Genomic DNA, 20,597 nt, shown 5'->3' with positions numbered 1-20,597 from the left:
ATGCCCGTTTACACATGTACGACGGTGCAATCCACGCTGAGCGGTGACGCGAAGGCCGAACTTGCCGCCGAAGTGACCAGGATCCATTCGATGATCAATCACGTTCCCGGTAGCTATGTGAACGTTGTCTTCCACGAGCTGGCAACCGATGAGGTCTACACCAACGGTCAACCCGCACAGCCGCTTCTGATCAATGGATGGGTTCGCACCGGACACCCCGAGGCCCAGAGCAGCCAGCTCGTCGCCGAGATCGCCGCAGCGGCCTCGCGGGTGACCGGTATTCCCGCCCAACGGGTCCTCGTCGTCATCCAGAACAGCCCAGCGCATCTCGCGATCGAAGGTGGCCGGGTGCTGCCCGCCCCCGGCGAAGAGGAGGCGTGGCTACAGTCGCTGAAAGATCCGGTCGATGATCACTGACATTCCCTCCTTGGAGCATTTCGCCGAGGCCGCCTCGAGCCATGGTGTGGTGGTGACCGACGAGGCCGTACTCGCCGAACGCGGACTCGACTACTGGGGCGTCGGGGGAGTGGCCGGCTTGCTACTGCGGCCCCACCGCCGCGAGGACATCGCACCGATCATGCGGCTGGCATCCGAACATCACGTCCCGATCGTGCCCCGAGGTGGGGCGTCGAACTGCTCGGGCGGCATGATGGCGACCCCGGGTCGCATCCTGCTCGACCTGTCAGGTCTCAACCAAATCCTCGAGATCGATGTTGAGAACCGCTGCGCCCGAGTAGAACCCGGAGTCATCAACTCCGACCTGCAGGCGGCACTGGCGCCGCACGGGTTGTGCTTCTCGCCCGACCCCGTCTCGGCCCACCTCGCCACGGTCGGGGGTAACCTCATCGAGAACGCCGGCGGCCCACATGCCCTGAAGTACGGCGTCACCTACAACCACATCCTGTCCGCTGATGTCGTGCTGCCCGACGGATCCACCGCCACCTTCAGGGCGGATGACGACGGCCCCGACCTCCTCGGCATTCTCATCGGGTCGGAAGGCACCCTCGGCATCGTCACCGAGGTGACCGTCTCACTGCGCCCGATCGCCGCGGTCACCCACAGCCTGATGGGTGCATTCGCCTCCGCGAGGGAGGCCGCCGACACCATTGCCGCGGTGATCGCCAGCGGTGTGGTGCCCGCGGCGGTGGAGTGGCTCGACCGGGCGGGTATCGCCGGCCTTCAGCAGTTCTACGACACCGGCTATCCGTTGGACGCCGATTCGATTGTGCTCATCGACGTCGACGGCACTGCGACCGAGGTGGCCCACGACCAAGCCGTCGTAGAAAGAGTGCTGCGAGAGCGGGCCACCGAGGTCAGGGTGGCCGAAGACGAAAAAGCCCGCGCCGCACTGTGGTACGGCCGTCTCAATGCCCCCAATTCAGTGGTGCAGAGCGGCAAGGGGTTCTTCATTGGCGACGTCACGGTGCCGCGCGACCGGATCCCCGAGATGCAGGAAGCCATACAGGCCACCGCCGCGCGCCACGCCGACGGCCTGCTGTTCATCGCGGTGTGCGGTCACGCCGGTGACGGTGACCTGCATCCCACCACGTTCTTCGACAAGGACAATCCGCTTGCGGCATCGGCGCTGGCAGCGGCGAACAACGAGATCATCGAAGCAGCACTGGGGTTGGGCGGCACCATCACCGGTGAACATGGGGTCGGCACCGAGAAGATTCAGTTCATGACCAAGCGTTTCACCCCGGTGGAGATCGCCGCGCAACGCGCGATCAAGAGGGCATTCGATCCGGCCGGGCTGCTCAACCCCGGGATCATGCTGCCCGAGCCATCGCCAGACGAACCCGACACCAGCGTGTTCGGCGCTGCGGTCCAGGCCGCCCTTACCGGCGACCTGACCCCTGAACCGGGCGCCGCGTTGACCACCGGTGAAAACACCGACATCACCGTCAATCTCGGCAACCTCAGCCTGGTCGTCGGCGCTGACACCACGGTCGAGGCGCTCAACCGGTATCTCGACGAGCATGGTGTCACCTGCGCGGCGGTTCCCACCACGGGTGGGGAGCGCACCATCGGGGCCGTGGTGGCCACGGCCACCGGTGCCGAACGCGGTCGCATCAGACACGCACTGCTTGGTGCCGACGTCACGGTCATCGACGGCCAGACACCTGCCCGCTTCGGCGCGGAAACCATGAAGGACGTCGCCGGATACGACACCAAACGGCTCTACATCAGCGCCCGCGGCGCCTTCGGAGCGCTCACGGCCCTCATCTTCAAGGTCGGCATCAAGACCTGAACCGCCTCCGCCGCGACCGGCGCCGGCGTAGCGCCCCACACTGTTCTTCGCGGGGTTGTCACCTCTAGTTGACAGGCTTCCAAACAAGTCGCGCCGATCCATATCGGCGGGCCGGCCGGCGATTTCGGGGTTGGTACGGCATCAAAGCAGATCAAAGCAGAGGGGTTGGACAAGTTAAGGCGTCGCCGACCACCAGATCAGGCCATTGCAGTCCGGGTCTTGACAGATCGATGTGAGCCACGTTGAATCTCCTCCATTCAGTGGTTTTGACAAACCACTCAGTGGTTGGAGCGGCCGTTGGTAGAACGAGAGACTTCGGGTCAGATGCTGGACCGGTTCGTCAGTGTGCTGAGCTGCTTCTCGGTTGATGCGCCGGTGGCAACCGCCGCCGAGATCCGTGAGCGCACTGGACTTCCACCCACCACTGCCAACCGGCTACTGCGGTCTCTCCTTGACCGTGGCGTTCTGAGCCAGGACCGGCGCGGATACAAGCTGTCACTGCGTTTTGTCGGGTGGGCGGAGGTCGCGAAGGCGGCTTCCGATCTGGTGGAAGCTTCCACGCCCATCCTCGCCGAGTTGCGGGATCGCTCCGGCGAATCGACCGGACTCGCGCTGCTGGACAACGACTGTCGGTACGTGATCAACAATTGCTCGTCGAGGAAGTCGATTGTCTTCCACACCGAGATCGGGCAGACGCTCCCGTTGCACGCAGGATCCGGCGGCAAGGTGATCGTCGCGTTCAGCAACCAGCAGCTGCTGCCCAAGCGCTTGAAGAAGCTGGCCAGCGGAACCATCACGACCCGCGCGGATCTCGTCGACGAGCTGGAGCTGATCCGCAAGCGCGGCTGGGCGTACGCACAGAGCGAGCGCGAGGAGGGGCTGAATTCGGTGGCCGCGCCGGTGTTCGATGCGGGCGGCTTGATCGGCTCGATGACCATCGGCGGACCGTCTTTCCGGATGGGTGAAGCGCGCGCCGAAGAACTCGGCGAGATGGTGTTCGCTGCGGCTCGCGAGCTGTCACTGGTCATCGGCCATGTGGGTGATTACCCGTCGGCTCTGGACATGAATGACAGGAACGACACCAGAAACTAGGAGACAGATAAGTGGAAGCTCGTCAGAAGCTCAATGCGCAGATCGAATCCGGCACGCTCACAGTGGCCCCCGGAGTGTACGACGGACTGACTGCAGCGCTCGTGAAGCGTCAGGACTTCAACGCGGCGTACATGTCCGGTGCAGCGGTCGCCTCATCACTCGGGCTGCCCGACCTCGGCCTGACGAGTCAGAGCGAGATGGCCTCGCGGGCTGCGCTGCTGACCGGTGTGCTCGGCGACGTACCGCTCATTGCCGACGCGGATACGGGATTCGGCGACATCATCAACGTGGTGCGGACGGTTCAGCTGTATGAACGTGCCGGGGTGTCGGCCATCCAGCTGGAGGATCAACTGTTCCCCAAGAAGTGCGGGCATCTGGACTCCAAGGAAGTCATTGCGCCGGAAGACTTTCAGCGAAAGATCGAAGCTGTGGTCGAAGCGCGTACCGACGATCAGATGCTGGTGATCGCGCGGACCGACGCGCTCGCATCCCTCGGGTTCGACGACGCCGTCGCGCGCGCGAAGAAGTACGTCGAGGCAGGTGCCGACATCATCTTCATCGAAGCTCCGCAGAGCGCCGAACAGATCGCGGAGATCCCCGGACTGTTTTCCAGGCCGACACTGTTCAACCTCGTACCGCGCGGCAAGACGCCGGCAGTCTCGCTGGAATCGCTGCAAACCGCGGGCTACTCGATCGTCATCGCACCCGGTCTCGCGTTCGGCGCAGCAGCGGATGCGGTCGACAATGCCCTCGCGACCCTTCGCAGCGGCGATACCGACACGGGCCGGCAGTGGTCGCCCACCGACCTGTTCCGCGCCGTCGGCCTGGACTACTGGGACGACATCGGCAAGCGCTTCGCCGCGGGAACCAGTGTGTGACAATGGGATCCACCGTCATTGAGCAGCTGCTCGGTCGCGCATCGGACAACGCTGCGGCAAAGCCTGGTGACACGGTCGTCGTCGACGTCGACATGACCGTGCTGATCGACATGCAGTTCCAGCATGACCGGCTGCACCATGTCCTCAAGGTCCACGATCCGGACCGGCTCGCCGTGGTCATGGACCATGCGGTTCCCGCGCCGTCGATTCGAGACGCCGCAGGGGGTGAGCGGGCACGTGAATTCGCCCGATCACATGGTGTGAGGAAGTTTTACGACATCGGCAGGCACGGCATCGTGCATCAGGTGATCGCGGAGCAGGCCCTCGCATCGCCCGGGCAGAACCTCGCTTGCACCGACTCCCACACGTGCGCTGCGGGCGCACTCAACGTCGCCGCGCGGGGCCTCGGACCGGCAGAGGTCCTGCAGATCGTGTGCACCGGGAAGACGTGGCATGTGGTCCCGCCCACCATCCGTTACGACCTGGTGGGGGAGAAGCCCGACCACATCAATGGAAAGGACATCTTCCTGCACGTCGCCGGCGAGTACGGCGATGCGACCGATCACGCCATCGAGTACGGCGGGCCAGGCCTGTCCAGTGTGCCGATATCGGACCGTCGGACGATCGCGGCGCAGGGCGCCGAGGTCGGCGCCGACTTCTCGGTGTTCCCGGCCGACGAGATATGTCTGGAATCGTTGGGATCCCAAGCACAAGACGTCAATCCGTGCAACGGGGACGACGACGCGGATTATGCAGTACGGCGGACGGTCGATCTGTCCGCGCTGAAACCCATGGTCTCGAAGCCGGGGACGGTCATCAACAACTCGATGCCGGTGAGCGAGTTGGGCGACAAGCCGATTCATCAGGCATTCATCGGGTCCTGCGCCAATGGCCAGCTCGACGATCTTCGCGTCGCAGCTGCGATCCTTGACGGACAGCAGGTCAGGAGCGGTGTCCGGCTGATTGTCACGCCTGCCTCACAGCAGGTGTATCTCGATGCCGTCGCTGCCGGCTACGTCACGTCGATCGTCGCCGCTGGGGGCGTCGTCACGAACCCGACCTGCGGCGCCTGCTTCGGATACCACATGGGGGTGCTCGGACCGGGCGAGGTCTGCGTGACTGCCAGTACCCGAAACTTCAAGGGCCGTATGGGGAGTCCGGACGCAGAGATCTACATGGCTTCACCGGCGACTGTCGCGGCATCGGCGATCGCCGGACACATCAGCACTCCCGGAGATCTCTGATGACTACAGCGACAAACGAGCTCGTTCTTTCCGGTCGGTCCTGGGTCTTCGGTGACCAGGTGACCACAGATGAGATGTTTCCCGGGTATGCGATGCGTTTGCCGATCGCCGAGGCCGCACACGAGATGTTCAACGCGTCGCGCCCCGGCTGGCCCGAGCTGGTGCAATCCGGCGACATCGTCGTCGGTGGCACGAACTTCGGACTCGGATCCAGCCGCCCGGTCGCCCTGCTGTTCCGTGAGCTCGGCGTCAGTTGCCTGGTCGCCGAGAGTTTCAACTCGTTGTTCCTGCGCAACTGCATCAACTACGGGTTGCCCCTCCTCGTCGTGCCGGGGGTCTCGTCCGCGGTGACCGAGGGCGATGAGCTGACTGTGGATGTCGTCAACGCGACCTTCAAGAATCGTTCGACCGGTGCCGTCCTCACCGAGTCGAAGCCGTACCCGGAATTCCTCATCGAGATCCTCCGGCGTGGTGGTCTGCTGCGGCGACTCGAAGAAGACGGGTACCTGCGACCGGGTAGCACCGATTAGGAGCAGTGATATGTCAATGAAGCGAAGCGTGTCGTCGGCCCTGGCTTCCTCCGCCGTCGTGGTGGGGCTCCTTGCCGGGTGCTCGGGAAGTGATGGCGGGGACGCGAATCCGGATGATCCGGTAAAGATTGACATCACGGTCACGCATGACACCGAGCCGTTCTCGGTCCCGTGGCTCGTCGCAATCGATCAGGGCTTCTTCAAGGAACGTGGGGTGGAGGTCGGCAAGATCGTACCGGGAAAGGGCGGCGCATCGACGATCCAGAACCAGCTTTCCGGCGACCTTCCGATCGCCGATACCAGTTTCCCGGCAGTGGTCGACGCCAAGGCCAGCGGTGCTGATCTCGTCGTCGTCGGTGGCGCCGTGCAATCCCTGGCGGGCAACGACTTCTACGCACTCGCCGGCAACGATGCCGTGAATTCCGTCAAGGATGTGAAGGTGTGGTCGTTCACGAGGGAAGGCTCGGTTACCCAGCAGCTCACCTACCTACTCCCCGATGCCGAGGGGGTCGATCCCAACTCTGTCCAGCGCACGACCGCAGGTGGGCTGGGAGAGGGCTTGGCGTTGCTCGAAGGCGGTGACGTCGATGCAACGGTCGTGCCGATCGCGGAGGCGCTGAAGAATCCGGATGCGTACAAGCTGGTGGTCTCGGCCAAAGAAGTGATCCCGGCCTTTCAGCAGACGGTCATGACCACGACGCCCGAGTACGCCCAACAGCACCCAAAAGTGATCGAAGCGATCACCAATGGATACGACGAAGCGGTCCAGTGGACCGTTGACCACCCCAAGGAAGCTGCCGCCATCTGGGCAAAGCACACCAAGGAATCCGACGCCGTCGCCGAGCGGATCGTCCAGAGCTACCTGCAGGCGAACTACTGGGGCGTCGGCTTCAATGCGGAAGCCATCGCGAACGCGCTGAAGGGGTTCCAGCTCGTCGGCAAGGACGCGTCAGCGGTCGACCTCTGTGAGCTGTTCGACCCGCAGTACCTGCCTGACGGAGCGTCGACGACGGCTTCCGAGAACTGTTGACATATCTGCCTTCGAGGAGTGCAACGATGCAACCAACCGCGCAGAGATCCATGAGCGACCAGAGCGCCGCAAACCCGATCGTCGACGTGTCCGGCTGCATTCAGCGGTTCGGCAGGCTGCACGCGCTCGGCCCGGTCGACCTCACGATCCGACCGGGTGAGTTCGTGTCCATCGTCGGACCGAGCGGGTGCGGGAAGTCGACGCTATTGGAGTTGGTTGCAGGACTTCAAGATCCGAGCGAGGGGCACATCGCCGTGGCAGGCGAACCGCTGCGTGGCCCGCGCGACCGTACGGCGATCGCGTTCCAGGAGTCAGCGACGCTGCCCTGGCGGACAGTGCGGGACAACGTCGCCTTCGCGCTCGAGGTACGCGGAGTGCCGAAATCCAAACGCCGCGAACGTGCGGACGAGCTGATCGGCACGGTCGGGCTCGGCGGATTCGAGGACAACTATCCGTCGCAACTGTCCGGCGGGATGCGTCAGCGCGTTGCCATCGCGCGTTGCCTGTCGATGGATCCCGACCTGATCCTGGCTGACGAGCCGTTCGGTGCACTGGATGAGCAGACCCGGTTGCTGATGTCGTTCGAGCTGATGCGGGTGGTCGAGGAGTTGTCCTGCGGGGTGCTGTTCATTACGCACAGCATTCAGGAGGCCGTGCTGTTGTCCGACCGCATCCTCGTGATGAGTGCCCGCCCGGGCACGGTCCTGGACGAGATCCACGTCGACCTGCCACGTCCCCGCAACGAGCACACGCTGGCCGCACCGAAGATGGCCGCGCTGACCGAGCGGATCTGGACCCAGCTGAAGGACGAGGCAGGCAAAGCGATGGAAGCGACCACGCGATGAGCAGCGCGGTGAGCGCGACCATGGCACCGGCAGGGTCACGGGCCGAGCCGGCTGGTTCAACGCGCTCGGCGGTCCCGAGCTACGTCCGTCCACCGGCATCCCGAGCGCTCAAGATGCCCGCAGGCGCGTGGCGGATCATTATGATTCTCGCCTTCTTCGGTGGGGTCGAGATTCTCGCGCAGTCCGGTGCGGTCCCACGGCTTTCGCTTGTCCCGGTCACCGAGATGGTCGTGCGGGCCGGTGAACTGCTGACCGATCCCGAGTTCCTGATGAACGATCTCCTGCGCAGTGTCGGCATCATCGCCATCAGCCTTGTCGTCGCCACGCTCTTTGGTGTGGCGATCGCGTACCTGATGTGGCGCAGCGGCATCGTCCGCTCCGCGCTCGAGCCATACCTGAGCGTCTTCTACGCGGTGCCTACGTTTGCGGTCTACCCGATTCTCGTTGTGCTGTTCGGAGTTGGCGTGTGGCCGATCGTCTTACTGGCCTCGACGTTCAGCATCGTCGTCGTCATCCTGAATGCCCTGGCCGGCTTCGACTCGGTGCCAGAGGTGGTCCGCAAGCTGGAGCGATCTCTGGAGCTCACCCGGTGGCAGTCTTTCCGGCTCGTGCTGCTGCCGTCTGCCATGCCCGACATCGCCGCCGGTGTGAAGCTCTGTATGGCGTACTCCATTATCGCGACCCTCGCGATGGAGTTCATCCTGGCCTCCGACGGGTTGGGGAACTTCATCGCGAATGCATACGACAGTTTCGCGGTCGCAGACATGTACGGCGCGATTCTGATCGTCGGGCTTCTCGCGCTCGTCGCGACCCTGGGAATTTCGGCCGCATTGAACCGGCTCGATTGGAGGCGTCGATGAGCCAGGTAACGCCGGCCGCGCCCGAGGCCACCTCGAAATCGGCCCTGAATCAAACGCGTACCCGCATCCTGCCACCCCTTGTATTGCTCGGCGTCCTTGTCGCGGCGTGGTGGATCGGCGCCGATCTCATCGACAGCGCGGTCTTTCCGACACCGGTCGAGTCCGTATCGACTCTCGGTAAGGAGCTCGCCGACAGCGGATTCCGGGAGAGCGTCGGCTCGACGGTCTTGAACCTTGTGATCGCGTATGCGTTGGCGGTGGTTATCGGTGGCGTACTCGGCCTGCTCGTCGGACTGAGCGGATTCTGGAGCCGGACCCTGTCACCGCTCATCTTCTCGCTCAACAGCATCCCCAAAATTGTGCTGTACCCGATCTTCCTGCTGTTCCTTGGCCTCGGAGCGTTGAGCCAGGTCTCGTTCGCGTTCTTCCAGGGTCTGCTTCCGATGTTCCTGATCATGCTCGAAGGCAGTGCGGCAGTGAACCGGCTGCATCTGAAGCTGGCGGCGAGCCTGCAGATGAGCTACCCGGCGCTGCTGCGGAAGATCGTCGTACCGCAGCTCGTCCCAACGCTTCTGACTGCGATGCGCGTGACCTTCGGACTGACGTTCGTGGGACTCATCCTTGCCGAGATGTTCGCTGGAACGACCGGTCTCGGGTTCGAGCTCCTTCGCAACGTGACCCAGGTCAGGATGGCGAACATTCTCGGTGAGGTACTGCTGATCACAGTTATCGCGTTGATCCCGACCGTCGCCCTGAAGTACTTCGAACTTCGGGCGAAGGCGAGCGCACGTTAGCGAGCTGTCTTCGACGACTTCCGTGCCGACCCGTCCTCGCCCGCGAGTTGGGCACGCACGTCGCTGGACACCTGCACGCCACGCTTTCGCAGATCGCCGATGAACTGCGCAGTCAGCGGATCGGGCGTGGCGGGCGTCACCGCGACAAGCTGGCGTACCCACCGTGGCGAGAAGGAACGGACTGCGCCGGGAAATCCGGCGCTGACCGCGCTCACCGGGCATACCGCGATACCCAGGCCGGCCGCGGCGAGCTGAGGCGCCGCGGCGCTGACCGCCGTCCTCATCGCGGTTTCGGTGTGAATCCCCGCGCTCGCCAGGGACCGATCCAGCCATCCACTGAGGCCGTTCTCCGGCGTGAAGTGCACGATCTGTGCGCCCTCCAGATCCTGCATGCGCACGGTCGCATGTCGCGTCAGGGGATGACCCGACGGGGCGGCCAGCACGATCTCCTCGTCCGCCAGGGCAGTGGTGGTGAAGCGGTCAGGTACCGGAAGTGGAACGAGCGCCAGGTCGACCTCGTCGGCGTCGATCAAGCCGAGGAATGCCCCGATGGTGGCGGCCTCACGGAGGCTGATCGCCACGTCGGGGTGGCGGCGATGCCAACTGCGGATCACGGGGGCGAGCATCGGCACGGTCAGGCTCTGGGCACAGGCCAGGCGAAGTGATCCGCCCGCCGCCTCACCCACTGAACGGGCCGATCTGACGGCCGAGGTGGCCGCGTCGATCGCCTGTCTGGCATCGGCGATGGCTGCTCGGCCTGCGGGCGTAAGCCGCGCGCCCTTGGGGTCACGATGCAACAGCACCGTATGGGCTTCGCGCTCGAGCATGGCGAGCTGGTGAGAGACGGCGGGTTGCGAGGAATGCAGCAGCCGGGCGGCTTGCGTGATGGATCCGGTGTCGGCGACCGCGACGAGACATTCCAGTGCTCGGAGAGACGGCATCCACCACTGTATCCATAATTTGGATGACTGACCGCCAGAGTATCGATGCAGTTTGGGAAAGCCTTCATGCCGGTGCTGTGTTGAACGACCCATGACACGACCGATTCGCATCGCAGTTGCATTGCCGCCCGGCAACACCCCGGACTACGCCACCTGGCGCAGCGCGGTCATCCAGGCTGAAGAACTCGGCGCTGATCTGGTGTTCGGCTGGGACCACTTCCACCGGCCCGAGATGGCCGAACTGAACGAGGGGATCCCGGTCCTCGCCGAGGTCCAACCGGATGTGACGAACTTCGAGGGCTGGACCGCCCTGGCATCGTGGGGTGAGATCACGCACCGTGCCCAGATCGGCCTGCTGGTTACCGGCATCGGCTACCGCAATCCCGATCTGCTCGCCGATATGGCCCGCACTGTCGACCACATCAGCGGCGGCCGCCTGGTGCTGGGCCTGGGTGCAGGGTGGTACGAAAAGGACTACACCACATATGGATATGAGTTCGGCAGCTGGAAATCACGCTTCGACCTGTTCGAGGCGGGGCTGGCACGAATCGACGCTCGCTTCGGTGAATTGATCCCACCGCCACTGCACAAGATCCCCATCCTCATCGGCGGCACCGGCCCTAAGCGGACCCTGCCCCTGGTGGTGCGCTACGCCGACATCTGGCATACCTTCCTGTCGGTCGAGGGCTTCACCACGGCGAGTGCACAGCTCGACGAGATGGCCGCCGCAGCAGGACGCGACGGAAACGAGATTGAACGGTCGGTGCACTGGTTCGGCCTCGACAGCGCCGAGAGCTACCACGCCGCCGGTGCCACCATTTTCGTCCACGAGATCGCCCCGGACCCCATCGCCGGTTATGACTTCACCACCGTCAAGGAGATGTTGGCCTGGCGCGATCGTCGGAACGGGTGATGACGACCTTGCCCGCCTTGGCTTTGCCGTTCTCGACGTAGCCGAGGGCTTCCAGCGTCTGGTCGAAGGCGAAGGTGGAGTCGATCACCGGGCGCAGGTGCCCGGCGTCGTACAGCGTGGCAAGCTCCCGTAGCTGGGTGCCACTGGCGTGCATGAAGAAGAACGAGTAGTGCACGCCAAGCTTTTTGGCGGCCCTGCGGACCTTGCGGCTGAGGAACGACAGCACGAACTCGAATGGTTTGGGTGCGCCGAGTTGTTTGGCGAATCCGGCGTCGGGCGGGCCGGCGACGCCGATCGCCAGGCCTCCGGGTTTGAGCACGGTGAGCGACTTCATCAGGTTCTCCCCGCCGAGCGAGTCCACCACCAGGTCGTAACCGGACAGACTCTGGGCGAAATCCTCTGTGGTGTAGTCGATGACGACGTCGGCTCCGAGGTCGCGGACCAGTTGTGCTCTGGCGCCGTTGGCGGTGGTCGCCACATGCGCGCCGAGGTGCTTGGCAAGCTGGATGACGGTGGACCCGAGCCCGCCTGCGCCGGCGTGGACGAGAACTTTCTGCCCAGGAGTCACCTGCGCCCGTTCGACCAGGATCTGCCACGCGGCGAGCGCGACCAAGGGGACCGCGGCGGCCTCGTGCAGTGACAGTGCGGACGGCTTGAGCGCGACGTCATTGTGGTCGATGGCGATGTACTCGGCGAAGGTCCCGATGCGTTGGTCGCGGGGGCGGGCATACACCTCGTCGCCGACGCTGAAACCGCGGACGCCCGCGCCGATCTCGGTGACCACGCCGGCGACGTCGTGACCGAGCACGAAGGGCGGCTTGTACTTCAGGAGCTGCTTGAACTCACCGTTGCGGACCATGATGTCGAGCGGGTTGACGCCGGCCGCGCTCACCCGGACGAGCACGTCATTGTCGCCGACGCCCGGCTCAGGTACGTCGGCGGCGCGAACGTCGTTCTTGCCGTATCGAGTGACGATGAATGCCTTCATGTGGGTCATTTCCTTTCAGGCTCGCGGTCCAGGAGCAGCTGCGCATTGACGATGCCTGCGGCGAGGATGTCGTCGGACAGTTTCTGGTCGGAGACCGCGCGTGCGAGTTGCAGCGTTGCGACGAGAACTGTGAACAGCCCCAGGGCCGTGGTGCGCGCCGCGGACGGGGCGCGTGGAGACAGATGCGCGGCGATGACCTCGACGATGGATTGCATTCCGTCGGTGTAGGCATCCCGGACGGCGGCATCGCACCGGCTGATCTCATCGAGCAGGGCAGCGTTGGGGCAGCCGGTGCCCGGGTGGTCGCGATGCTGTGGCGAGAGATACTCGCGCACGAATCCTTCCAGCGCCGCCCGGCCGGGCGGCAGCGCCTTCAGGTTGTCGCGCTGCGCGCGTAGCTGGTCGGCCACGACGTTGGCCACGAGATCGTCCTTGGACGAAAAGTGCGCGTAGAACGCGCCGTTGGTCAGTCCGGCATCGGACATGAGCGTGGCGATGCCGGAACCGTCGATGCCGTCCTGCTTGAAGCGGTCGCTGGCGGTGTCGATGATCCGGCGTCGCGTCGCGGCTTTGCGTTCGGCGGCCGATGGCGTCATGGCTAGCTCCCAGTCGTCGTGAGATGTCGTGCTTGCCAATATTAGCACAACGGCTTACGATCATAATATTACGGTCGTAAGATAACGATCGAAGAGTGGGGAAAGGCTCCGATGACCACCTGGAAAGACACACCGAACCGCACCGTCGACGTCGGCGGGCTGAGATTCGCGTACCGCGAACTCGGCGGCGGTTCAGACATTCCGGTGGTGTTCCTGCATCACCTGACCGCAGTGCTCGACGACTGGGACCCGCGTGTCATCGATGGCATCGCCGCCCGTCACCGCGTGATCGCCTTCGACAATCGCGGTGTCGGCGCCACCGGAGGGTCGGTGCCGACCACCGTCGAGCAGATGGGGACAGATGCGATCGCCGTCATCCGCGCCCTGGGCCTCCAACAGGTTGATCTGTTCGGATTCTCACTCGGCGGCGGCGTCGCGCAGATGGTGGCTCTGCAGGCCCCGGAACTCGTGCGCCGCATGGTCCTGGCCGGCACCGGTCCCCGCGGCGCAGGCGGCATCGACAAGATGGCCACCATCGTCGGTGGCGCCTACCTCAAGGCGGCCTTCACCCGCAGCGACCCGAGGAACTTCCTGTTCTTCCCCCGCACGCCAGAAGGAAAGCACGCCGCGTCGCAGTACCTGGGCCGGCTCGAAGAGCGGACACAGAACCGCGACAAGAAAATCTCCCTGCAAGCCGGCCTTGCTCAGATCAAGGCCATCCGGCACGCCGGCAAGTGCGCACCCGATGACCTCTCCGTCCTCATCCACCCCGTCCTGGTGGCCAACGGCGACCACGACCTCATGGTGGACAGCAGCCACTCCGCCGATATGGCACGTCGACTTCCCAATGCGCAGCTGAAGATCTACCCGAACTCCGGGCACGGCGGGGTATTCCAGCACCACCAGACCTTCGTGCCCGACGCACTGCAGTTCCTCGCCAACTAACGCATCCACGAACCTCAGGAGACAGTCATGTATGCCCACACGCCGTCGCGCACCCTCACCGCAGGTGGGATCACCTACGCCTACCGCGAACTCGGACCCAAGGGCGGCATTCCCGTCATCTTCTTGGTCCATCTCGCTGCCACGCTCGACAACTGGGATCCCCGCGTCATCGATCCGATCGCCGAACGTCACCACGTCATCGCCTTCGACAACCGCGGCGCCGGAGCCTCCACCGGAACCGTTCCCGATACCGTCGAAGCGATGGCTGAGGACGCCTACACCTTCATCACCGCACTGGGTTTCAACACCGTCGACATCCTCGGCTTCTCCCTCGGCGGGATGGTCGCCCAGGCTCTGGTGCTCAAACATCCCGAACTCGTCCGCAAGCTGATCCTCACCGGAACCGGACCCGCAGGCGGAACGGACATCGACAAGGTCGCCCGCACAACCTATTACGACATTCTGCGGGCCACCCTCACCCGCAGGGACCCCAAGGAGTTCCTGTTTTTCAACCGTGACGAGGTCGGCAAACGTGCCGGCCGGGCATTCATCGAACGCCTCGGCGAACGCACCGAGGACCGGGACGCGAAGATGGACGTGCGGGCGTTCCAGACCCAACTCAAGGCGATCAAAGGATGGGGCCGCTCCACTCCGGCAGACCTGTCACGCATCACCCAGCCGACGTTGATCGCCAACGGTGACAACGACCGCATGGTTCCCTCCGTGCTCTCCGAAGACCTGCACCGGCGGATCGCCGGCTCGCAACTGACCATCTACCCCAACTCCGGACACGGGGCGATCTTCCAGTACCACAGCGATTTCGCGGCTGCCGCAATCGAATTCCTGGATCGCTGACTAGACGCCGATGCCCGCCGCGGCGATCGCCTCCTGCATGCCCCTGGTTGCCAGGACGTCGGCCAATTCGTTGTCGGCGACACCCGAGTGTCCCTTCACCCAGAACCACTCGACCTGGTGTCGCGCACAGGCGAGCTGAAGCCGCTTCCAGAGGTCGACGTTCTTCACCGGTTGCTTCGCGGATGTCATCCAGCCGTTGCGTTCCCAGCCCAGCACCCACTTGGTGATGCCGTTGCGGACGTAGGTGCTGTCGGTGTGCAGGTGCACGACCACGGGCCTGGTGAGTGCCTCGAGCGCCATGATCGGCGCGGTCAACTCCATCCGGTTGTTGCTCGTCTCGCCCGGTTCGCCACCGCACATCTCGCGCACCCGTTCACGATGACGCAACACTGCGCCCCAGCCGCCTGGGCCCGGATTGGGTCTGCAACCGCCGTCGGTGTGGATGATGACGATGTCCCCGGGGTCGGTCATGCGCTGAGGATAGGCACCCGGCTCGATCAGTCGGCTCAGCGACGCGCGATCGGCGTCCTTCAGACGTCGGTATCGAGGTAGCGGGTCTTGACCGGAGGTGCGGCCAGTAGCGGCGGCAGATCGACGATCTTTCCCTCGCCTGCGCGGAACGCCCGGTACGCCTCGTCGTGCTCGACGGAGTCCCACCGCTCGTAGATGATCCAGTGTGCATCGTCGGATTCGTCGACGATGACGTCGGTGACCAGGTTGCCCTCAAAATTGCGGGTGTCCTGTAGCGCTTTCCCGAACACCTCGCGCGCAGCGGCAACGGAGTCGGGTTTGAACTTGAGTTCCAGCAACACGGTGACAGCCATTTTTTCATCCAACCATGCGCCGGCGAATGGTGGCAGTACCCGTCGCGCAGTGACATCGTTGACCTATGAGCGGTCCAGGAACTCCGGAAGAACGCGTGGGCGAGTACGACATCGATGACGACGACCAACTCACCCAGGAGGACGCCCTGATCGACCGGGGTGTCGACGACCTGCTGGACGAGGGCTACTCGCCACCGGACAGGTGGAAGGAACCCAGGGAAAACGAGACCCTCGATGAGCTGCTGTCAGAGGAGGAACCCGATCCCGCGATGCAGCAGGACGCCCCTGACGAGCAGGCCGGGGATGACGAGGTCGGCGATGGCCGGGCCGGTCGGCTGGTCGCGCCCGACGACGGCGCAGGCGAGGACGACGAGGCGGACCTGCTCGGCCGGGAGGTCGGCATCGACGGCGGTGCGGCATCGGCCGAAGAAGCCGCGGTCCACGTGATCGACGACGAATAACGGTCAGCGGGGCGGCGCCTCGTCGATGCTCACGCGCAGGCGTGGTTTGCGCTCGCTGGGTTTGGCGACGCGTTCCCAGACCGCCTCGACCATCGGTTGCAGCAGCAGTTCGCCGATCTGGCGTGCGAGTACCGCGACAACCTGGGTCGACTCCCGCCGTGTAGTGGATGCCCGGCCCGACGTGCGCAGGGCGTCGACCTCGCGTTCGGTCAGCTCGACCAGCACGTCGAGCAGATGATTGTGTTCCTCGATCGGCGCAAGCAGATTCCGCCGGAGGTAATTCAGTACCGGGGGATTGTCCCGGAGCATGTCGCGTACCGCAGCGTCGCGGACGGCCGTGGACGCGTCATCGGGGACTGTGGCCAACGCAGCGGAAAAGTGGTCCGCCACCAGGCGGTCGACGGCGTCGCGCAGCCCGGCCTTCGTTTTGAAGTGATGCTGGACCAGGCCGAGGGTCACACCCGCCGCGCCGGCGATGGTGCGCAGCGAGACGGAGCCTTCCCCGTGGCAGGCGTAGAGCTCCAGCGCCGCGTTGCGGATACGGGCCTTCGCGGTCAGATCGTCCTCGAGCACCCGCACCCCTATACATTCGACCAGTAAACGATACAAGTGTATCGTCGCCGCCGTGTCGGAACTGTTTCCTGCCTACCGTGCCACCTGGGAGACCGATCAACACCGCGAGCTGCGCAGGCACGCCGCGGAGTTCTTGCGCAAGGAAGCCACCCCGAACCAGGAACGTTGGGCGCGCAACCATCAGGTGGACCGCGAATTCTGGAACAAGCTGGGCGACGCAGGCCTGCTGGGCCTCGATCTGCCCGAGGAATACGGCGGCACCGCAGGCGATTTCGGTTACTCGGCCATTGTCGGCGAGGAATTCGCCCTGGCCCACGATTCCGCGTCGGGATGGTCGGTGCACTCGCCGATCGTCGCCCACTACCTCAACACCTACGGCAACGACGATCAGAAGCGCCGCTGGCTGCCCAAGGTGATCAGCGGTGAGCTGGTGCTCGCGATCGCCATGACCGAGCCGGGGACCGGATCAGACCTGCAGGCGGTGCGCACCACGGCGGTTCGCGACGGCGATGAGTACGTGATCAACGGATCGAAGACGTTCATCTCCAACGGGTCTCACTGTGACCTTCTGGTGATCGTGGCCAAGACCGACCCGACCGCGGGAGCGGCCGGGGTGTCGCTGATCGTCGCGGAGACCGACGAAAACCTGCAGGGTTTCGAGCGGGGCCGGGTGCTGGAGAAGGTGGGTCAACACGGCCAGGACACCCGCGAACTGTTCTTCACCGACATGCGGGTGCCGGTCGCCAACCTGCTCGGCGCGCAGGAGGGTTTGGGCTTCTACCAGTTGATGGAGCAGTTGGCGCGTGAGCGCCTGGTCATCGCCTCCATGTGTGCAGGGATGGCCGAAGCCGCTGTGCTGGAAGCCATCAAGTACACCAAGGAGCGCGAAGCGTTCGGCCGGGAACTGATCAAGTTTCAGCACACCCGGTTCGAGTTGGCCGAGCTCAAAGCTGAGGTGTTGTCGATCAAGACCACGGTCGATTACTGCGTACAGCAGTTGATCGATGGCACCATCGATCCGGCGCTCGCGTCGATGGCCAAATTGGTCGCCGCGGACAAGGGCGTCGCCATCGTCGACCGCTGCGTACAGTTCTTCGGCGGATACGGCTACATGATCGAATACCCGATTGCCCGCCTCTACGCTGCGGCGCGGGTCAACAAGATCTACGGCGGGACAAGCGAGATCATGAAGGAGATCATCAGCCGGGCGTTGTAGCTAGCCGGCCTTCTGGATCAATCCGCCGTCGACGACCAGCTCGGTGCCCGTAATGTACTGTGCCTCCGGGGAGGCGAGAAACACCGCGGCGTTGGCGACGTCGAACGGGGAACCGAATCGGCCGAGCGGGACCGTGGCCGCCCGGCGGGCCCGTAACGCCTCGGCATCACCGCCGGCGCCGTACGCCTCGTCGGTCGATGCCTGCAGGGGTGTGTCGATGACGCCGGGATGGATGCAGTTCGCCCGGATCCCCGACGCCGCGTACTGGAGCGCCAGCGACCGGGTGAATGCCGGGATCGCACCCTTGGTGGTCGAATACGCGATCATCGGCAGCCCGGTGAAGCGCAGCCCGGCCAGTGAGCCGATATTGGTGATGACGCCCGACCGCTGTTTCTCCATCACCGGCACCACATACCTGGCGGTGAGGTAGAGCGTCTTGAGGTTCACGGTGACCACGCGGTCCCAGTCCTCCTCGGTCAGCTCCACCGGACCGCCGACCCGAATGATGCCAATGTTGTTGTGCAGCACGTCGACACCGCCGAAGCACTGCACGCAGTGTGCCACCATCGCCTCGACGTTGCCTGCCACCGACAAGTCGCCGACGTAGACATCGCATCCGCCGCCCTCGGCGCGTACCAGTTCCTGCGTCTCCAGCGCTGAGCCGCGGTCCAGGTCGGCAACCAGAACCCGTGCGCCTTCGCGGGCATAGGCCAACGCGGCGGCCCGCCCATTGCTCATCCCCGAACCGATCGCGCCGCCGCCGGCGACGATCACCGTCCTGTCCGCCAGGCGCCCGCTCATCAGCCTCCCGCCAGGCTGAGCGCGACATCGACGATCATGTCTTCCTGACCGCCGATCAGACCACGCTTGCCGACCGCCACCAGTAGCTCACGCATATCGACGTCGTAGTCACGGGACGCCTTCTCCGCGTGCCGCAGGAAGCTCGAATACACCCCGGCATAGCCCAGCGTGAGGGTGTCGCGGTCGACCCGGATGGGCCGATCCTGAACCGGGCGCACCAGGTCGTCGGCCGCGTCCTCCAGTTCGAACAGATCGCAATTGTGCTGCCAGCCGAGCAGATTGGCCACTGCGATGAAAGCCTCGAGCGGGGTGTTACCGGCACCGGCGCCATGCCCGGCCAGCGATGCGTCGACCCGGTAGACGCCCTCTTCCACCGCCACCACCGAATTGGCCACCGACAACGACAGGTTCTCGTGGGCGTGGATGCCAATTTCGGTGTCCGGCTTGAGCACGTCGCGGTAGGCGCGCACGCGCGCCCGGACACCGTCCATCGTGAGCCGGCCTGCCGAATCGGTGACGTACACGCAATGCGCCCCGGCGTCCTCCATCACCTTGGCCGACTTGGCCAGCTCCTCAGGAGGAAGGTAGTGCGACATCATCAGGAAGCCCGAAACATCCATGCCGAGTTCACGGGCGCGTTCGATGTGCTGGGGGGCGACGTCGGCTTCGGTGCAGTGTGTCGCGACCCGCACCGACCGCGCACCCAGGTCGTAGGCGCGCCGCAGGTCACCGACGGTGCCGATGCCGGGAATCAGCAGGGTGGTCAGGCGCGCATTCTTCACCACCGCGGCCACTTCGGCGATCCACTCGTCATCGGTGTGGCTGGCCGGGCCGTAGGTCAGGGTCGACGCCGCCAGTCCGTCACCGTGGGCCACCTCGATCCCGTCCACACCCGCGGCATCAAGCGCGGCAGCGATTTTCACCAGCGGTTCGATGCCGATGCGGTGGCGGATGGCGTGCATGCCGTCGCGCAGTGTGACGTCCTGAACGAAAACTCTGGTAGCCATCACGCGACTCCGCTCATCTTCTCGGCCTCGACCGAGAGTCGGTTGGCGACCTCAAGGGCAGCCGAGGTCATGATGTCGAGATTCCCGGCGTAGGCAGGCAGGTAATGTGCGGCGCCCTCGACTTCCAGGAACACCGAGACCTTCCACCGGTCCTTCGGTTGGGCATCGAACAGTGTGCGCAGCGGCTCGTCGTCGGGCACCGGGGTGAACTGCACCTCCTGCTTGAGCCGGTACCCGGGGACGTAGCGGGCCACCTCGGCCACCATCTCCCGCACGGACGCGGCGATCTCGTCGCGTTTGGGCTCCTCGACGATGGCAATCACGGTGTCACGCATCAGCATCGGAGGTTCGGCCGGGTTGAGGATGATCACCGCTTTGCCGCGCCGGGCACCGCCGACCTCTTCGATGGCCCTGGACGTGGTCTCGGTGAACTCGTCGACGTTGGCGCGGGTGCCGGGGCCTGCAGAACGCGACGCGATCGACGCGACGATCTCGGCATAGGGCACCGGCGTGACCCGGGAGATGGCATGCACGATCGGGATGGTGGCCTGTCCGCCGCAGGTCACCATGTTCAGGTTCCTCGCACCCAGGTGCTGATCGAGATTGACCACCGGAACGACATACGGGCCGATTGCGGCGGGGGTGAGGTCGAGCAACTGCTTACCGTACGGCTCGAGCGCGGTGGCGTTGGCGATGTGCGCCTTGGCCGAGGTCGCGTCCAGAATGATGTCGACGTCGCCGAACTCGGGCATCGCGATGAGCCCGGCGACGCCTTTGTCGGTGGTCGCGACACCGAGGCTGCGGGCCCGCGCCAGGCCGTCGGATTCAGGATCGATGCCCACCAGCGCGACGGGATTCAGCCGTGGATATCCTTGCAGGCACTTGATCAGCAGGTCGGTCCCGATGTTTCCCGAACCGATGATGGCGACTTGTGTTGTCATCGAGCGAAACTC

At 64.8% G+C, this 20,597-nt stretch carries 24 protein-coding genes; 15 read left to right on the top strand and 9 right to left on the bottom strand.

Annotated features, from left to right (window positions below; translation table 11 throughout):
- The 10 genes from M1247_RS35395 to M1247_RS35350 all read left to right on the top strand — a co-directional run bounded on the left by M1247_RS35395 (position 1) and on the right by M1247_RS35350 (position 9,524).
- On the top strand, positions 1–417 hold the full coding sequence (locus tag M1247_RS35395; RefSeq protein WP_317161131.1) for a tautomerase family protein: 417 nt from the start codon (positions 1–3) through the stop codon (positions 415–417).
- The gene (locus tag M1247_RS35390) at positions 407–2,251 is read left to right on the top strand and encodes an FAD-binding oxidoreductase (protein WP_317161130.1); all 1,845 of its coding nucleotides are present in this window, start codon (positions 407–409) and stop codon (positions 2,249–2,251) included. The genes M1247_RS35395 and M1247_RS35390 overlap by 11 nt, the downstream gene beginning before the upstream one ends.
- Before the next feature lie 297 nt (positions 2,252–2,548).
- On the top strand, positions 2,549–3,343 hold the full coding sequence (locus tag M1247_RS35385; protein WP_317161129.1) for an IclR family transcriptional regulator: 795 nt from the start codon (positions 2,549–2,551) through the stop codon (positions 3,341–3,343).
- 11 nt (positions 3,344–3,354) lie between these two features.
- Positions 3,355–4,221, top strand: a complete 867-nt coding sequence (locus M1247_RS35380; RefSeq protein WP_317161128.1) for an isocitrate lyase/PEP mutase family protein — start codon at positions 3,355–3,357, stop codon at positions 4,219–4,221.
- Between the two features lie 2 nt (positions 4,222–4,223).
- On the top strand, positions 4,224–5,465 hold the full coding sequence (locus tag M1247_RS35375; RefSeq protein ID WP_317161127.1) for a 3-isopropylmalate dehydratase large subunit: 1,242 nt from the start codon (positions 4,224–4,226) through the stop codon (positions 5,463–5,465).
- Positions 5,465–5,995: a LeuD/DmdB family oxidoreductase small subunit gene (locus M1247_RS35370; protein WP_317161126.1), complete on the top strand. Its 531-nt coding sequence runs from the start codon at positions 5,465–5,467 to the stop codon at positions 5,993–5,995. Before M1247_RS35375 ends, M1247_RS35370 begins: the two co-directional genes overlap by 1 nt.
- A 10-nt stretch (positions 5,996–6,005) precedes the next feature.
- A complete protein-coding gene (locus M1247_RS35365; RefSeq protein ID WP_317161125.1) occupies positions 6,006–7,025 on the top strand; it encodes an ABC transporter substrate-binding protein in 1,020 nt (339 codons plus the stop codon).
- A gap of 50 nt (positions 7,026–7,075) precedes the next feature.
- Entirely contained in the window at positions 7,076–7,870 is a 795-nt protein-coding gene (locus M1247_RS35360) for an ABC transporter ATP-binding protein (protein WP_317161124.1), read from the top strand.
- Complete coding sequence (locus tag M1247_RS35355; RefSeq protein ID WP_317161123.1) at positions 7,867–8,730, top strand: ABC transporter permease; 864 nt, start codon at positions 7,867–7,869, stop codon at positions 8,728–8,730. The genes M1247_RS35360 and M1247_RS35355 overlap by 4 nt, the downstream gene beginning before the upstream one ends.
- Positions 8,727–9,524, top strand: a complete 798-nt coding sequence (locus M1247_RS35350) for an ABC transporter permease (RefSeq protein ID WP_317161122.1) — start codon at positions 8,727–8,729, stop codon at positions 9,522–9,524. The genes M1247_RS35355 and M1247_RS35350 overlap by 4 nt, the downstream gene beginning before the upstream one ends.
- Here the strand turns inward: M1247_RS35350 and M1247_RS35345 are convergent.
- Positions 9,521–10,465: a LysR family transcriptional regulator gene (locus M1247_RS35345; RefSeq protein ID WP_317161121.1), complete on the bottom strand. Its 945-nt coding sequence runs from the start codon at positions 10,463–10,465 to the stop codon at positions 9,521–9,523. The genes M1247_RS35350 and M1247_RS35345 overlap by 4 nt on opposite strands.
- Before the next feature lie 91 nt (positions 10,466–10,556).
- Here M1247_RS35345 and M1247_RS35340 point away from each other — a divergent pair, with 91 nt between their 5' ends.
- Complete coding sequence (locus M1247_RS35340) at positions 10,557–11,378, top strand: LLM class F420-dependent oxidoreductase (RefSeq protein ID WP_317161120.1); 822 nt, start codon at positions 10,557–10,559, stop codon at positions 11,376–11,378.
- Here the strand turns inward: M1247_RS35340 and M1247_RS35335 are convergent.
- Together M1247_RS35335 and M1247_RS35330 are read right to left on the bottom strand one after the other, a co-directional pair.
- Positions 11,338–12,366: an NADP-dependent oxidoreductase gene (locus M1247_RS35335; protein ID WP_317161119.1), complete on the bottom strand. Its 1,029-nt coding sequence runs from the start codon at positions 12,364–12,366 to the stop codon at positions 11,338–11,340. The two genes, M1247_RS35340 and M1247_RS35335, sit on opposite strands and share 41 nt — an antisense overlap.
- A 5-nt stretch (positions 12,367–12,371) precedes the next feature.
- Positions 12,372–12,962: a TetR/AcrR family transcriptional regulator gene (locus M1247_RS35330; protein WP_317161118.1), complete on the bottom strand. Its 591-nt coding sequence runs from the start codon at positions 12,960–12,962 to the stop codon at positions 12,372–12,374.
- 111 nt (positions 12,963–13,073) lie between these two features.
- On the opposite strand from M1247_RS35330, the gene M1247_RS35325 reads away from it, so the two are divergent.
- Positions 13,074–13,907 carry an alpha/beta fold hydrolase gene (locus M1247_RS35325; RefSeq protein WP_317161117.1) on the top strand — a complete coding sequence of 278 codons (834 nt, stop codon included), beginning with the start codon at positions 13,074–13,076 and terminating at the stop codon, positions 13,905–13,907.
- A 27-nt stretch (positions 13,908–13,934) separates the two neighbouring features.
- Entirely contained in the window at positions 13,935–14,762 is an 828-nt protein-coding gene (locus tag M1247_RS35320; RefSeq protein WP_317161116.1) for an alpha/beta fold hydrolase, read from the top strand.
- On the opposite strand, the gene rnhA is transcribed toward M1247_RS35320, so the two are convergent.
- Both rnhA and M1247_RS35310 read right to left on the bottom strand, forming a co-directional pair.
- Positions 14,763–15,233 (bottom strand): ribonuclease HI, encoded by a 471-nt coding sequence (gene rnhA / locus M1247_RS35315; protein ID WP_317161115.1) that lies wholly within the window; start codon positions 15,231–15,233, stop codon positions 14,763–14,765. It lies immediately after the preceding gene.
- 59 nt (positions 15,234–15,292) lie between these two features.
- The gene (locus M1247_RS35310; RefSeq protein WP_317161114.1) at positions 15,293–15,586 is read right to left on the bottom strand and encodes a putative quinol monooxygenase; all 294 of its coding nucleotides are present in this window, start codon (positions 15,584–15,586) and stop codon (positions 15,293–15,295) included.
- A 65-nt stretch (positions 15,587–15,651) separates the two neighbouring features.
- Between M1247_RS35310 and M1247_RS35305 the strand changes: the two genes are divergently transcribed.
- Positions 15,652–16,047 (top strand): DUF5709 domain-containing protein, encoded by a 396-nt coding sequence (locus M1247_RS35305; protein ID WP_317161113.1) that lies wholly within the window; start codon positions 15,652–15,654, stop codon positions 16,045–16,047.
- A 3-nt stretch (positions 16,048–16,050) separates the two neighbouring features.
- On the opposite strand, the gene M1247_RS35300 is transcribed toward M1247_RS35305, so the two are convergent.
- Positions 16,051–16,632, bottom strand: coding sequence for a TetR/AcrR family transcriptional regulator (locus tag M1247_RS35300; protein WP_410506995.1), 582 nt, complete (start codon positions 16,630–16,632; stop codon positions 16,051–16,053).
- 40 nt (positions 16,633–16,672) lie between these two features.
- On the opposite strand from M1247_RS35300, the gene M1247_RS35295 reads away from it, so the two are divergent.
- Positions 16,673–17,836, top strand: a complete 1,164-nt coding sequence (locus M1247_RS35295) for an acyl-CoA dehydrogenase family protein (RefSeq protein WP_317161111.1) — start codon at positions 16,673–16,675, stop codon at positions 17,834–17,836.
- On the opposite strand, the gene M1247_RS35290 is transcribed toward M1247_RS35295, so the two are convergent.
- The 3 genes from M1247_RS35290 to M1247_RS35280 are packed head-to-tail and all read right to left on the bottom strand — an operon-like array spanning position 17,837 to position 20,585.
- Complete coding sequence (locus M1247_RS35290) at positions 17,837–18,637, bottom strand: SDR family NAD(P)-dependent oxidoreductase (protein ID WP_317161110.1); 801 nt, start codon at positions 18,635–18,637, stop codon at positions 17,837–17,839.
- Positions 18,637–19,644, bottom strand: coding sequence for a 4-hydroxy-2-oxovalerate aldolase (dmpG, locus tag M1247_RS35285; RefSeq protein ID WP_317161109.1), 1,008 nt, complete (start codon positions 19,642–19,644; stop codon positions 18,637–18,639). The genes M1247_RS35290 and dmpG overlap by 1 nt, the downstream gene beginning before the upstream one ends.
- The gene (locus M1247_RS35280; protein ID WP_317161108.1) at positions 19,644–20,585 is read right to left on the bottom strand and encodes an acetaldehyde dehydrogenase (acetylating); all 942 of its coding nucleotides are present in this window, start codon (positions 20,583–20,585) and stop codon (positions 19,644–19,646) included. Before M1247_RS35280 ends, dmpG begins: the two co-directional genes overlap by 1 nt.
- Positions 20,586–20,597: the final 12 nt, after the last annotated feature.

It is taken from the genome of Mycobacterium appelbergii (assembly GCF_032883035.1).
Taxonomy (GTDB): domain Bacteria; phylum Actinomycetota; class Actinomycetes; order Mycobacteriales; family Mycobacteriaceae; genus Mycobacterium; species Mycobacterium appelbergii.
The sequence above is the reverse complement of the archived record's forward strand: the minus strand, read 5'-3'. Positions and strand labels throughout refer to the sequence as shown.